At 72.3% G+C, this 13,347-nt stretch carries 11 protein-coding genes and 1 pseudogene; 7 read left to right on the top strand and 5 right to left on the bottom strand.

The window, feature by feature from the left end; translation table 11 throughout:
- Nucleotides 1-102 precede the first annotated feature (102 nt).
- Genes AC07DC_RS19570 through AC07DC_RS19560 form a run of 3 tightly spaced genes read right to left on the bottom strand, consistent with a single transcriptional unit; the run spans nucleotide 103 to nucleotide 2,738 of the window.
- Entirely contained in the window at nucleotides 103-795 is a 693-nt protein-coding gene (locus tag AC07DC_RS19570) for an ABC transporter ATP-binding protein (protein WP_478915681.1), read from the bottom strand.
- Nucleotides 785-2,362 (bottom strand): efflux RND transporter periplasmic adaptor subunit, encoded by a 1,578-nt coding sequence (locus AC07DC_RS19565; RefSeq protein ID WP_478915680.1) that lies wholly within the window; start codon nucleotides 2,360-2,362, stop codon nucleotides 785-787. Before AC07DC_RS19565 ends, AC07DC_RS19570 begins: the two co-directional genes overlap by 11 nt.
- Nucleotides 2,355-2,738: a hypothetical protein gene (locus AC07DC_RS19560; protein ID WP_478915679.1), complete on the bottom strand. Its 384-nt coding sequence runs from the start codon at nucleotides 2,736-2,738 to the stop codon at nucleotides 2,355-2,357. Before AC07DC_RS19560 ends, AC07DC_RS19565 begins: the two co-directional genes overlap by 8 nt.
- 138 nt (nucleotides 2,739-2,876) lie before the next feature.
- On the opposite strand from AC07DC_RS19560, the gene AC07DC_RS19555 reads away from it, so the two are divergent.
- The 3 genes and pseudogenes from AC07DC_RS19555 to AC07DC_RS19545 all read left to right on the top strand — a co-directional run.
- Nucleotides 2,877-3,281, top strand: coding sequence for a hypothetical protein (locus AC07DC_RS19555; protein ID WP_478915678.1), 405 nt, complete (start codon nucleotides 2,877-2,879; stop codon nucleotides 3,279-3,281).
- Nucleotides 3,282-3,328: 47 nt separating this feature from the next.
- On the top strand, nucleotides 3,329-4,330 hold the full coding sequence (locus AC07DC_RS19550; RefSeq protein WP_478915677.1) for a hypothetical protein: 1,002 nt from the start codon (nucleotides 3,329-3,331) through the stop codon (nucleotides 4,328-4,330).
- Nucleotides 4,213-4,635, top strand: a pseudogene (locus tag AC07DC_RS19545) (helix-turn-helix transcriptional regulator); the annotation flags it as partial. The gene AC07DC_RS19550 and the pseudogene AC07DC_RS19545, both read left to right, overlap by 118 nt.
- A gap of 41 nt (nucleotides 4,636-4,676) precedes the next feature.
- Here the strand turns inward: AC07DC_RS19545 and AC07DC_RS19540 are convergent.
- Complete coding sequence (locus AC07DC_RS19540) at nucleotides 4,677-5,099, bottom strand: imidazolonepropionase-like domain-containing protein (RefSeq protein WP_478915676.1); 423 nt, start codon at nucleotides 5,097-5,099, stop codon at nucleotides 4,677-4,679.
- A complete protein-coding gene (mqnC, locus tag AC07DC_RS19535; RefSeq protein ID WP_399644610.1) occupies nucleotides 5,100-6,287 on the bottom strand; it encodes a cyclic dehypoxanthinyl futalosine synthase in 1,188 nt (395 codons plus the stop codon).
- 343 nt (nucleotides 6,288-6,630) lie between these two features.
- Between mqnC and AC07DC_RS19530 the strand changes: the two genes are divergently transcribed.
- Genes AC07DC_RS19530 through AC07DC_RS19515 form a run of 4 tightly spaced genes read left to right on the top strand, consistent with a single transcriptional unit; the run spans nucleotide 6,631 to nucleotide 13,337 of the window.
- Entirely contained in the window at nucleotides 6,631-8,820 is a 2,190-nt protein-coding gene (locus AC07DC_RS19530) for a fibronectin type III domain-containing protein (RefSeq protein ID WP_478915675.1), read from the top strand.
- 40 nt (nucleotides 8,821-8,860) lie between these two features.
- The gene (locus tag AC07DC_RS19525) at nucleotides 8,861-9,853 is read left to right on the top strand and encodes an AAA family ATPase (RefSeq protein ID WP_478915674.1); all 993 of its coding nucleotides are present in this window, start codon (nucleotides 8,861-8,863) and stop codon (nucleotides 9,851-9,853) included.
- The gene (locus AC07DC_RS19520) at nucleotides 9,853-11,055 is read left to right on the top strand and encodes a DUF58 domain-containing protein (RefSeq protein WP_478915673.1); all 1,203 of its coding nucleotides are present in this window, start codon (nucleotides 9,853-9,855) and stop codon (nucleotides 11,053-11,055) included. Before AC07DC_RS19525 ends, AC07DC_RS19520 begins: the two co-directional genes overlap by 1 nt.
- Complete coding sequence (locus tag AC07DC_RS19515; protein WP_478915672.1) at nucleotides 11,052-13,337, top strand: transglutaminase TgpA family protein; 2,286 nt, start codon at nucleotides 11,052-11,054, stop codon at nucleotides 13,335-13,337. Before AC07DC_RS19520 ends, AC07DC_RS19515 begins: the two co-directional genes overlap by 4 nt.
- The last annotated feature ends 10 nt before the right edge of the window (nucleotides 13,338-13,347 follow it).

Genomic DNA, 13,347 nt, shown 5'->3' with positions numbered 1-13,347 from the left:
TGCGCCCGCGCGCCCAGCGCCACCGGAGTCCCCCACCGGAGCGGAGTCCGCCATCGGAGCGGGGTCCCCCACCGGAGCGGAATCTCGTCCCGTCCCGGAACCTCACACCGGCGCCCGTTCGGTCAGTACGCCGTCGCGGATCGAGACGGTGCGCGCGCCGCGGTCGGCGACCAGCGGGTCGTGGGTGATCACCAGGATCGTCATGCCGTCGGCGTGCAACTCGTCGAGCAGGCCCAGGATCGCGCCCGCGGTGGCCGTGTCGAGGTTGCCGGTCGGCTCGTCGCAGAGCAGCAGCGACGGCCGGGAGACCAGCGCCCGCGCGATGGCCACCCGCTGCTGCTCGCCGCCGGAGAGCCGGGTGGGCACGGCGTCCAGCCGGTGGCCGAGACCCACCCTCACCAGCGCCTCACGGGCCCGCTCGTGGGACTCGGCGCGCGGCACCGCGCCGTAGAGCAGGGCGAGCCGGACGTTCTCCGCGGCGCTGCGGTACGGCAGGAGGTGGAAGGACTGGAAGACGAATCCGATCCGCCGGCCGCGCAACGCGGTGCGGTCGGCGTCCTTGAGGGCGCCGGTGTCGATGCCGTCGAGGAGATAGCTGCCGGTGGTGGGCACGTCGAGCAGCCCGACGATGTTCAGGAACGTGGACTTGCCGGAGCCGGAGGGGCCGACGACGGTGACGAACTCACCCGCTCCGACGGTCAGTTCGCAGTCGGTCAGGGCGGTGACCGGCGGCGGGCCCGGATAGGTGAGTCCGGCCTGCCGCAGTTCGATGACCGCGGGGACCTCAGCGACCACCGGAGGCGCCCTTGGGAGTGTCTCCGGAGGTGTCGGAGGTGTCCGCGGACGGGCTCTTGGCGGCGGTGTCCCTGACTCCGGTGATGACCCGGTCGCCTTCCGCGAGCGTGCCGCCGCCCACCGGGACGACCTCAACGAAGCCGTCCCCGGTGGTGCCGGGCCGCACTTCCACCCGGCGCTGCGCGCCACCTTTCGCGACGACGGTGACCACCGTACGGCCGTCCGCGCCCGCCGAGATCGCGGTGACGGGGACGACGAGCGCCACCCCGTCGGTGGAGGCCGCCTCCACGGTCAACCGGACGTCCTGGCCCGCGAGTCGGGGATCCAACGGCGTGTCGGGGCGGACCACCAGGGGATATCCACGCGGCACGGAGGACCCGCCCTGATCCTGGCTCTGTCCCTGATCCTGTCCCTGGTCCTGCTGATCCTGCCGGCCCTGTGACGTCTGCCCCGGTGTCTGCCCGCTGTCGGCGGTCGTGGCGACCGAGGCCACCGTCGCCGCCGCGGTCACTCCGCTGACCTCCGACAGGATCTCGACCCGCTGCCCCGCCCGCACCAGGCCCTTCTGGTACTCCTGCAACATGCCCCGCACCACCAGCGCACCGGCCGACACCGTCATGACCGGGGTCCCGGACACCTTCGTTCCGACGTGGGCCGGAACGGAGTCCACCCGGGCCGGAAAGCCGTCCAGGTAGACCACTTCGCCCGCAGGCAGCATCGGTCCGTCGGTGGCGAGGACCGCGTCGAGGTCGGTCCGCGCGCTGCCGAGGTCCTCCCGAGCCCGCTGCACGGCGCGCTTGGCGGCTTTGGAGGTGACAGGTTTTCCCGCCGACGGATTTCCGGTGCCGGGACTTCCGGTGCCGGGCTTCCCGGTCCCCGACACGAACGGCTCGTCCACCTCGTCCACGCCGTCCAGTTCCTCCTGCGCGTCCTGCGCGTCCTGGAGGGCTCGTTGGGCCGAGGTCACCGCGTCCCGGGCCGACTTCAGCGCCGCGCCGCCGTCCGCGTGGGCCGGCAGCGGGTCGTAGCCGATCGACGCGTAGAACTCCGTCAGCGCCGCCTTCGTCCCGGGCCCGAAGGTCCCGGACGGATCGTCGCCCGCGCGATGGCCCAGTTCCCCGAGCGAACGCTGCAGTTGGGCGACGTCGTCGCCCGTCGCGCCCGGTTTCAGATCCCGGTACACCGGCAGCGCGCCCCGCAGCGCGAACACCGGCCGCCCGGAAACCTCCAGCAGCACCTTTCCGTCGGTCACCGTCGCCCGGGGCGCCACCAGCAGCTTCGTCACGACCGGCGTACCGGTGCCCTCCCCCGCCGCGACGGAGGGCGAGACGTCCACCGACTGCCCGGCCCGCACCGTGCCGCGCAGGATCACCGAGTCCTTGAGGACCCGGCGCTCCACCGGCGCCGTCAGCAGGTCGGGAGCCGGCGCCGCACGCTCCGCGGCGGCCTGGGCGGGCGACTTGATGACCAAAGACGCCCCGGCGGCCGTACCCGACAGCGCCAACGCGCCCACGGCGACGCCGATCACCCAGATCCGGCGCCGTGCGAGGACCGGTGCGTCACCCACCCTGGATCCCGTCGCCGCCGGACTTCGCCTGGCAGGTGTGCCAGATGGCGGCGGTCGACGGATCCTGCTTCAGACGCTTCCCCAGCTCGGCCGGGTACTGGAACTCGCCGGTCGCCGGGCTGGGGTCCGGATAGTCCGCGATCCCGTGCTCACGCATGCACTTCGTCTCCTGACGCATCGCTTCCAGGAACGCCGCGGGAACCGGGTCGACCGTGGTGGTTCTCTTCTTGCCCTGCTCGCTCCCGCCGGAATCTCCGGGGCTCCCGGAGCCCGTGGAACAGCCGCCGGCACCCAGCGCCATGGTCAGCAGCGCGGGCACGAGCAGAAGGATCGGGTGGTGGGAGGTCCTGGACGAGGTCCGGTCTGCGCTGTGCACGATCGATCAGCGTAGCCGCGGTCGAACAGCAGCTCTACTGTCCCAAAGGACAGTAGATACAACGCATTTCCCTCTGGTCGCATAGTGCGCCGCCGTCGCGGCACCACGCACGCACCACGCATCAGGGAGGAACGCCGCATGACGCACGTCAACCGCACCACTCTCCGCCGGACTCTCGCCACGACCCTGGCCCTGGCCGCGCTCGGCACCGCCTCGCTCGTCTGCGCGGCGCCCGCCGGCGCGCTGGGCAAGGACGGCATCCTGGAGCCGGGCGAACTGGGCCTCTACTACGCCCAGAACCGCACCAACCTGCTGTTCGACCTGTACTACGCGGGCAACAACTTCGCCTACGACCGGTACGCCGCGAACCCCAGCATCTCGCCCAACGACAACACCGAGTCGTACTGGAACCGGGACGCGCAGACGTGGAGCGTCTGGACGGACGCGTATCGCGCCGGGGTCCACGGGTGGATCCCGGCGTACACCTGGAGCAACGCCAGCACCAACTTCAAGAACAAGATCTCGTCCGCCAACCCCGGCTGATCCACAGCGCCGCCGCCCCGCACCCCCGCGTCCCCCGGAGTCCGCCGATGCCCAGCCGCCGTGCCGCCGCCCCCGCCGCCAGCCTCGCCCTGCTCGCCGTACTCCTGACGGGCCTGACGGGCTGCGGGTCCGCTTCCGGTGCGGATTCCGACGCGGCTTCCGGCGGAGGGAAGTCCGGTGCGCCCGGGGGCCGGGCGGAGCCGGCCGTCGGCGCGACGCCCGCGCTGCTCGACAGCAACGGGCTGACGTTCCCCATGGACGACTACCTCGTTCCCGCGGAGCAGCGGCAGGAGCTGCAGAAGGCCCAGAACGTCCTCATCGACCAGTGCATGCGGCGCTACGGATTCCGCTACACCGCACCGGAATCCACCGTCAGCGCCGATGTCTACGGCGAGAACGGCCGCCGCTACGGCCTGTCCAGCCCGGCTCTGGCGGCCCGGTACGGCTACGGCGACCCGCCGCAGCAGACTCCGGTCCGCGCCCCGCGCCCGGCCAGGGGGACCAACGAGTCCCTCGTCCTCGACGGCCCGCCCGATCTGGACCCCAAGTCCCTCCCCGGCAACCTGGAGGAGGCGGAGAAGGCCAGGACCTCGGAGAAGAACACCGGCGTCGTCAACGGCATCAAGATCCCCGTCGCGGGCTGCACGGGCGAGTCGGGGCTCAGGCTCTACGCGCCGGACGCCGCCGCCGTCGACATCACCTTCCCGCAGAACCTCAACGCCGAGGCCAACGAGCGCTCGCGCCAGGACTCCCGGGTGGTGCGGGTGATCCGCGACTGGTCGACGTGCATGGCTGGGCACGGCTACCGCGTACCGTCGCCGCTGGGCGTGCCGGCGGCGCTGGGTCTGACCGATCTGTCGGGTCCGCAGGCGGTCACCGCCGCCACCGCCGACATCGCCTGCAAGCAGAAGGTGAACCTCGTCGGGGTCTGGTGCGCCGTCGAGTCCGCGTACCAGAAGGTGCTGATCGAGAAGAACGCGGAAGTCCTCAAGAACTTCAAGGATCAGCAGCAGGCGAGAATGCGCCTGGCCGATTCGCTGTCCGGGTGAGTCGGGCTGATATAGCCTTCCGTTGCTCAAGTCCAGGCTTCCGGGGGGAAACCGTGCATCTGCTCTGCCCGGTGTGCGAGGTCTGCGGGACCGGACTGCGGGACGATCCGCACCCCCACGGCAGCGCGGTGCTCGCGGGGCTGCGCCTGATCTCCGATCTGACGGGCCGCGAGCACGAGGTGCTGATGAGCCTGCGGGACGGCGCCTCGAACCGGGAGCTCGCCGGTGAACTCGGCATCACCGAACGCACGGTGAAACTGCACGTGGCGAGCTTGCGCTTCAAGCTCGGCGGCGTCTCACGGCTGCAGCTCAGCCTCATCGCGCTGGTGCACCACGCCCGCGGCGGTCATGCCCGCCGGTGCACGAGCCGTCCGCCGACCACCGTGGCCACGCAGGCGCCGCCGGCGTCGAACACCGCCAGGTCCGCCCGGCCGCCGGGCACCAGCGCGGGCGGCTCGGACCCGGCCGGCACCCGGGTCAGACCGCCGCGGGCAGCGGCGGCCCGCAGGGCGGGATCCGTCAGATACCCGTCCACGACCGCCGTCGCCCCGAGCCGCAAGAGGGCGTGAATCCGCTCGCGCGGGCTCGGCGCCTCCGGCACCGGCGCCGCGTGCACCAGTGCCGGACCCAGGACCCCGTGCCATTCCCGCACCCGCGCCTGCGGATACCCCGCGCGCAGCTCGTCGGCCGTGCCGACCGCCACGATCCGGTCTCCGGAGACGGCGACCGCCCGTCCGGTGCCGCTGTCGCCGATATGGATCGTGAGCATTCAGTTGGCGGCGAGCAGCTTCAGCTCGGGGTGCGCCGTGCCGCCCTCGATCGCCGTCGACGACAGGTGCGAGACCGCGTGGTCGTTGACCGGGTCGTTCGCCGGGTCGTCGTGCACGACGAGGTGCTCGTACGTGGTGGCGCGCTGCGCGGGCACCCGGCCCGCGGAGCGGATCAGCTGGATGATCTCCATCCGGTTCGAGCGGTGCTTGGCACCGGCCGAGGAGACCACGTTCTCCTCCAGCATGATCGAGCCGAGGTCGTCCGCCCCGTAGTGCAGGGAGAGCTGGCCGACCTCCTTGCCGACGGTGAGCCAGGAGCCCTGGATGTGGGCGACGTTGTCCAGGAAGAGCCGGGAGACGGCGATCAGCCGCAGGTACTCGAAGATGGTGGCCTGCGTCTGGCCCTTCAGCTTGTTGTTCTCCGGCTGGTAGGTGTACGGGATGAAGGCGCGGAAGCCGCCCGTACGGTCCTGCACATCACGGATCATGCGCAGGTGCTCGATGCGCTCGGCGTTCGTCTCGCCGGTGCCCATCAGCATCGTGGACGTCGACTCGACACCCAGGTTGTGCGCGATCTCCATGATCTCCAGCCACCGCTCGCCCGACTCCTTGAGCGGCGCGATGGCGGTACGCGGCCGGGCCGGAAGCAGCTCGGCACCGGCGCCCGCGAAGGAGTCGAGGCCCGCGGCGTGGATCCGCCGGATCGCTTCCTCGGCCGTCACCCCGGAGATGCGGGACATGTGCTCGATCTCGGAGGCGCCCAGCGAGTGGATGACCAGCTGCGGGTACGCCTTCTTGATCGCGGCGAAGTGCTCCTCGTAGTACTCGACGCCGTAGTCCGGGTGGTGGCCGCCCTGGAACATGATCTGGGTGCCGCCCAGCTCGACGGTCTCCGCGCAGCGGCGCAGGATGTCCGCGATGTCGCGCGTCCAGACCTTGTCGCTCTGCGGCGCGGCGTAGAACGCGCAGAACTTGCACGCGGTGACGCACGAGTTCGTGTAGTTGATGTTCCGCTCGATGATGTACGTCGCGATGTGCTCGGTACCCGCGTACCGCAGGCGGCGCGCGGCGTCGGCGGCCGACCCGAGGGCATGCAGCGGGGCGGAGCGATACAGGTCCAGCGCCTCCTCCGGGGTGATGCGGCCGCCGGCGGCGGCGCGATCGAGGACGGCTGCGTAATCGCTCACCGGGGCTGTCCCTTCCGAAGGGGTACAAGACGGACCAGCTCAGCGTACGCCAGGCCACCGACAAGCCGCGGACAGGCCCCGGGCGGGGCCGCGGGGGCCGATCGAGGGACAGGTGAACAGTCGCCGTGTGTCGCGTCACATGCTTGTCACGGGGCGCCCTGCGCCCCTGACACATCCCTCGCGGGGCGGATAATCTGCAGTCTCAAGACAAGTGCTCGGTGGCAACAGCTTGTGGTGCGGGACGGGGTTGGATATGGCGGGGGCCGGATCGACGAGGGGACTGCGTCCGCGCAGGCTCAGCGAAGAGACACTTGCCACGGCGCCGGTACCGGGTCGCGGGGCGGTGCTGAAGCAGCGCGCGGGCTCCGCCGCCAGCGCGCTCTGGGCGACGATGCGCCCCACCCGCAACCGCAGCACCGGCTATCTGGCGATCGGCGCGGTCGGCGCCCTCATCGCCACCTCCGTCGCGGTCGGTGTCGGCGCTGCGGGCTCGATCCCGCAGCTCTCGGACATCGGCGCCTGGCTGGGCAGCAGCGGCACGGGCGAGGCCTCGCACGCCAACGGCCTGACGGGTGACGTGGACGGCAAGGTCAAGCTGCCGGGCATGAACGGCCACGCGGTGACGATCGCGCAGGACGGCAGGACCGTCCTCGTCCTCGACAAGAAGACCGGCAAGGTCGTCAGGATCGACCCCTCGCAGCTCACCGCCGAGCAGTCGACGAACTACGGCACCAGCGGCCTGCAGCTCGTCTCCGGCGGCACGTACGCGTATGTCGTGGACGCCGCCAAGGGCACCGTCCAGCGGATCGACCCGGCGCTGACGACCCCGGCGGGCGAGAAGGTCCAGCTGGGCCCGGGGCTCGGCGCCGCGGCCGTCGACTCCCAGGGCACGCTCTGGGTTCCGCAGCCCGGCAAGGGCACCGTCGTCCCGTTCGTGAACGGCGCGAAGAGCGCCGAGGTCAAGGTCGCCGCCCCCCATCACGACCTCGTCCTCACCCTGGCGCAGGGGCAGCCGGTCGTGACCGACCGCACGGACGCCGTCACCAAGGTGCTGACCGTCGCCGGCACCCAGCAGACCTTCAACCTGCAGGGCGGCATCAACGACTCCGCCCCGGTGAAGATCCTGGTGCCCGCCACCACCGACAGCCCCATGGTGCCGATCCTCGCCTCCGACAGCGGCGCGCTCGCGCTCGTCGACGTCAAAAGCGGCCAGTCCATCAACGCGAAGGTCCCGATCCAGGGGCACGCGCTGGGCGCGCCGCAGGTGCTCGGCAAGAAGGTGTACATCCCGGACGGGACCACCGGCAGCCTGCTCGTCTACGACACCGCGACCTCGGCGTTCCAGGACTCGGTGAACGTGACGAAGAAGCCGGGCAACCTGGAACTCTTCGTCCGCAACGGCCTGCTGTGGGTCAACGACCAGAACAACAGCTCCGCCGCCGTCATCAACGCGGGCGGCGACGTCCACACCATCGGCAAGTACACGGACAAGGTGCCGACGGCCCGGAAGAAGAACGACAAGCCCGTCGAGGACAACGTCCCGACCTCCCGGCCGACCCACCAGGGGCAGCCGCCGTCCCGCCCGGGCAAGGGCCAGGGCGGCAACACCCGGCCACCCACGCACGCCCCGGCCACCACACCGCCACCGACCCAGGCGCCGCCGACCACCCCGACGAAGAACTGCGCCATCAACTGGGAAGCGGGCTGCCCGGAACCGCAGACCCCCGGCACCCCGCAGGCCCAGTCCGGCGACGGCTCGATCACGCTGACCTTCCAGCCGGCCTCCGGGCTCACCCCCAAGCGGTACCTGCTCAAGGGGCTGGGCAGCGGCCAGACGGCGACGCCCACCGAGGTCGGCCCGAACGGCCCGTTCACCTTCCAGGTCGACGGCGGCGCCTGCGGTACGGAGTACAGCTACACGGTCGTCGCGGAGTACGCGGCCGGAGCGGCGAGCAAGGAGTCGAAGTCCTCGGCGCCGGTCCGCCCCTGTGTCGCCCCCGGCGCCCCGCAGAGTCTCAAGGTCAGCAACAACTCGGGCGGCCACGGCGCGAAGGTCAGTTGGAAGGCGCCCTCGGGCGCGTCCGGTGTCACGTACCAGGTGACCTGGCCCGGCGGCAGCCAGTCGACGCAGAGCACCAGCCAGTCGGTGACCGGCCTGGAGAACAGCCAGCAGTACAACGTCTCGGTGAGCACCAGCAACGCGGCGGGCTCGGGCGCGTCCACGAGCGGCACGATCGACCTGACGCCGCCGGACCAGACGATGAACATCACGCACAACGACGACGACCCGGATCCGCTGGCGATCCGCACCGTGCCCAGCACCAAGAGCGGCGGACGGGCCGGCCTGTTCAGTCCGAACTACCAGGGCGCGGTGACCGTGCACTGCCGGACGACGGGCAGTTCGGAATACCACCCGTACGACAAGGTCACCAGCGACGTCTGGGGCAAGATCACGTACGGCAGCATCAGCGGCTACGTCGCCGACATCTACCTGGACTCGCGCTACAACTCCGCCGTCTGGGAATGCAAGTGACCCCTCTCCCCCTCACCGACAACCGAAGTGCGAGCACGTCATGAGCGTTCCCCCGCAGTACCAGCAGAACGACGCCGTCGCGCTCTTCGCCCAGTGTTTCCACGCGCTCGGGGACAACATCGAGCGTGTGGTCAAGGGCAAGCGCGACACCGTCGAGCTGGCGCTGACCTGCCTGTTCGCGGAGGGGCACCTGCTCATCGAGGATGTGCCGGGGACGGGCAAGACGACGCTGGCGCGCTGCCTGGCCGCGTCGATCGAGGCGAACTTCGCACGGGTGCAGTTCACGCCCGACCTGCTGCCGTCCGACATCACCGGCGTGACGATCTACCGGCAGAACACCGGGACGTTCGACTTCCTGCCGGGTCCGGTCTTCGCGAACATCGTGCTCGGTGACGAGATCAACCGCGCCTCGCCCAAGACGCAGTCCGCGATGCTGGAGGTCATGGAGGAGCGCCGGGTCACCGCCGACGGCAAGACCCACCCGGTGCCGCGCCCCTTCATGGTGCTCGCCACGCAGAACTCCGTGGACATGGGCGGCACGTACGCGCTGCCCGAGGCGCAGCTCGACCGCTTCCTGATGCGCGTCACGGTCGGCTACCCGGACCACGCCTCGGAGGTCGCGGTCCTCACCGGCTCCGCCGCCAACACCTCGCCCGACTCCCTCTCGACGATCGCCTCCTCGCACCACATCGCGGAGTTCATCCAGGTCGCGACGCAGGTGCAGGTCGCCGAGCAGCTCTACGACTACATCGTGCGGATCGTCGCGGCGACCCGCTCGCTGCCCGACGTCCGGCTGGGCGCGTCCCCGCGCGGATCCGTCGCGCTGCTGCGCGCCATCCGGGTGCGGGCCGCCTCGCAGTCGCGTGGCTACGCGCTGCCCGAGGACGTCAAGGCGCTCGCCGTGCACGTCCTCGCACACCGCCTGATCCTCACCCCGGAGGCCGAGTTGAGCGGCCGTACGGGCGCGGACGTCATCGCCGAGGTCCTGGCGACGGTGCCGGTGCCGCAGGCGGCCGGCGGGGCGCGGATCTGATGGCCGGGGCCGACGCCACCCGCCGTTCGGGCGCCGGCCCGCTGTCCGCCACCGGCTGGGGCACGTTGCTGGCCGGCGCCGCCCTGCTGGGCGCCGGTTACGGGTACGGGTACGGAGAGGCCGCCGCGCTCGGGCTGACCTGCCTGGTCGCGGTCGTCGCGGCCGTCGTCTGGACGGTGCCCAGGCCGCAACTGGCCGCGGAGCGCCGGATCGCGCCGCGCAAGGTCGGCCGGGGCGACCCGGCGGACGGCATCGTCACGCTCACCAACACCGGTACCCGCACCCGGCGCGGGCTGCGAGCCACCGACATGTGCGGCGACCAGCCGCTCACCATGGATGTGCCGGTGCTGCGCGCGGGCGGCTCGCAGGAACTGCACTACGCGCTGCCGACCGCCCGGCGCGGCCGCATCACCGTCGGCCCGCTGCGGCTGGAGCGCACCGACCCGCTCGGTCTGGCGCGCCGGATCCGTTCCTACGGCTCCGCCGACACCCTCGTCGTACGGCCGCGCATCTGTCTGCTGCCGGTGCTGCCGTCCGGCAAGGCGCACCATGTCGAGGGCCCGACCTCCGACACCGCAGACGACGGGTCGCTGACCTTCCACGCCCTGCGCGAGTACGTGCTCGGCGACGATCTGCGCCGGGTGCACTGGCGGTCCACCGCCCGGACCGGCACCCTCATGGTCCGGCAGATGGTCGACGTGTCGCTGCCGCACACCACGCTCGTGCTGGACACCCGGCCCGGCGCGTACGTCTCGGACGACGACTTCGAGCTGGCCGTCGACGCAGCCGCGTCCATCGCGTACGCCGCCGCCCGCTCCAACTTCCCCGTGCACGTGGTGAGCGAGGCGGGCCCGATCCTGCACACCGACGGTTCCGGCAACGACGCCGACGCGCTGCTGGACCGGCTCGCCCTCATCGGCCGCTCCGACCTGCGCTCGGCCGCGTCCGCCTTCGACGGTCTGGAGCACCACCGGGGCGGCGGCTCGCTGGTCGTCGTCACCGGCACCGGCGACACCGACGGGCTGACGGCGCTCGGCCGGGTCCGGCGGCGCTTCGACCGCGTCACGATGCTGCGGGCCGGCCAGGACATGGCCGCGCCCGACGCGCAGGGCGTGTCCAGCGCCACCGTCGACGTTCCGCAACTGCACATCGCGTCCCTGGACGCGCTGCTGGCCGGCTGGCGCTGGGAGGCGGTCCGTTGAGCGCCACCACACGTCCCGCGCGCACCGCGCCGCTGCCGCCGCAGGGCGGCGGCCCGAACTGGGACTGGGCCGCGCCCGCGCCCACCGGGCCGCGCGCCGAACGTCCGACGACCCCGGTCGCGACCCGGGGCGACGGCCTCGGGCGCGCCCGTCGCCTGTGGTCGCTGCTGCCCGTCGCCGCGCTGCTCGCCGCCTCCGGCCTGGGCTGGCACCGGGTGTTCGACACCCGCGACCTGCTCCCCGTCCTCGCGACCTCCGTCCTCGCGCCGATCGCGCTGTCCGCGGTGCTGTCGGGTGCCCTGTCCCGCAAGGGCCGCACCGGCCCGCTCTGGCCGTCGATCGTGCTGACCGTCGCGGCCTGGACCGGGACGGTCTGGTTCACGATGTTCCGGGACGGCGGGCCGCGCGCGATGTGGCCCGCGCTGCTCGACGCCCCGCACGCCATCCTGACCACCATCCTTCCCGTCCCCGGTGAGGCGCGGCTGCTGGTGCTGCCGCACGCGGTGCTGTGGCTCGCCGCCTTCGCCTCCGCCGAACTGGCGCTGCGCACCCGCACCCCGCTGCTCCCGGCGCTGCCCGCGGTGCTCGCCTTCGGCTTCCCGCTGGTGCTCGGCGTGGACGGCCCCGGCTCCAACCACCCGGTGGTCGCCGCGCTGGCCGCGCTCACCGCGCTCTTGGCGCTGGTCCGCTCGCGGGTGAGCCTGTCGTTGCGCGGGCTGGCGCTCGGGCTGCCGATCGTCCTCGGCCTCACCCTCGTCGCCGCGCTGACCGGGCCCAACCTGCCGGGGCTCGGCGCCTCGTACGACCCACGGGACGCGATCACCCCGCCCACCGTCCGTCCGGAGTCCATCAGTCCGCTGGACCAGGTCGCGGCGCTGATGCGCAACGGCGACGCCAAGGTCTTCATCGTCCGCACCGCCGCCGAGACCAACTACCGGCTGGCCGTGCTGGACGCGTACAACGGCACCACGTGGTCCAGCACCGCGAAGCTGACCCGCACCGGCGGCCGGGTCCCCGCGGAACGCGGCGTCGACCCGGGCAAGCGGCAGGACGTCACCCAGCGCTTCACCGTCCAGTCGCTGCCCGGCATCTGGCTGCCGGCGGCCGACCGGCCCTCGGCCGTGACGCTGCCGGACCGCACCGACCTGTCGGTGGACCCGGCGGCCGGCGTGCTGGCCACCGACCGGACGGCGCCCAGCGGCTTCAGCTACACCGCCGTGTCCCGGCTGCCGGTCTACGACGTCCAGCGGCTGCAGTACGCCCCGGCCGCCGACGACCCGGCGCTCGTCGAACTCCCGCGCACGGACGCGGCCGACCAGCCCATCCCGTCCGTCGCGTCCTTCACGAAGATCGCCGCGAAGGCCACCGAGGGCAGCTCCTTCCCGTACGAGCAGGCCGTGAAGCTCGCCGACTGGCTGCGCGAGTCCTACCAGTTCGACCCGCGGGCCATCCCCGGGCACACCTACCGCGGTCTGGAGTTCTTCCTCACCGAGGGCAAGCGCGGCACCTCCGAGCAGTTCGCCGCCTCGTTCGCCGTGCTCGCCCGCACCCTGGGGCTGCCCTCCCGGGTGGTGGTCGGCTTCCGGCCCGGCACGAAGACCGGTGCCGACACCTGGCAGGTGACGGGCAAGGACGTACTGGCCTGGCCCGAGGTGGAGTTCAAGGGCATCGGCTGGGTCCCCTTCTACCCGACGCCGGGCACCACGTCGAAGGACGGCACCTCGGTCGCCCCGGCCGGCCAGACCAAGGACCGCAAGACGGTCGACCAGCAGATCACCGACCAGCCGCGGCCGTCCGCACCACCCAAGGCCGCCGCCACACCGCGGCCCACGGCCGCACCGGCCGCCGGCACCCCCTGGTGGATCTACGCCGCGGCAGGCGTGCTGCTCCTCGTCCTCGGCTATCTGCTCTACGCGGCCTGGCTGCCCTGGCGGCGGCGGGCCAGACGGCGCGGCGCCGCCGACGTACGGCAGCGGGTGCTCGGCGCCTGGCAGCAGATCGTCGACCGGCTCACCGAGATCGGGCTGCCCGCCACCGGGGCGCACACCGCGGAGGAGGTCGCCGCGTTCGGGGCGACCCGGGTGGGCGGCGCCGCCGGCGAGCATCTCCCCGATCTCGCCCGCCTCGTGAACGAGGTCGGCTACGCCGGCCGCACCCCCGACCAGGCGTCGGCCGACGCCGCCTGGGCACACTGCGACGCCATCGAACGCGTCGTGATCCGCGCCATCCCCAGACGCGACCGGGTCACTCGCGCACTGCGGCTGCGGCGGGACGGGGCATAAACCACAGGGC

This window comes from Streptomyces sp. NPDC045021, assembly GCF_056432645.1.
This window is presented reverse-complemented; position numbering and strand designations above follow the sequence as displayed.

Excerpts from the sequence above, each read along its gene's own strand:
- AC07DC_RS19555 (WP_478915678.1), top strand. The coding sequence starts at position 2,877 with ATGACGCACGTCAACCGCACCACTCTCCGCCGGACTCTCGCCACGACC.
- AC07DC_RS19550 (WP_478915677.1), top strand. The coding sequence starts at position 3,329 with ATGCCCAGCCGCCGTGCCGCCGCCCCCGCCGCCAGCCTCGCCCTGCTC.
- AC07DC_RS19540 (WP_478915676.1), bottom strand. The coding sequence starts at position 5,099 with ATGCTCACGATCCATATCGGCGACAGCGGCACCGGACGGGCGGTCGCC.
- AC07DC_RS19525 (WP_478915674.1), top strand. The coding sequence starts at position 8,861 with ATGAGCGTTCCCCCGCAGTACCAGCAGAACGACGCCGTCGCGCTCTTC.
- AC07DC_RS19520 (WP_478915673.1), top strand. The coding sequence starts at position 9,853 with ATGGCCGGGGCCGACGCCACCCGCCGTTCGGGCGCCGGCCCGCTGTCC.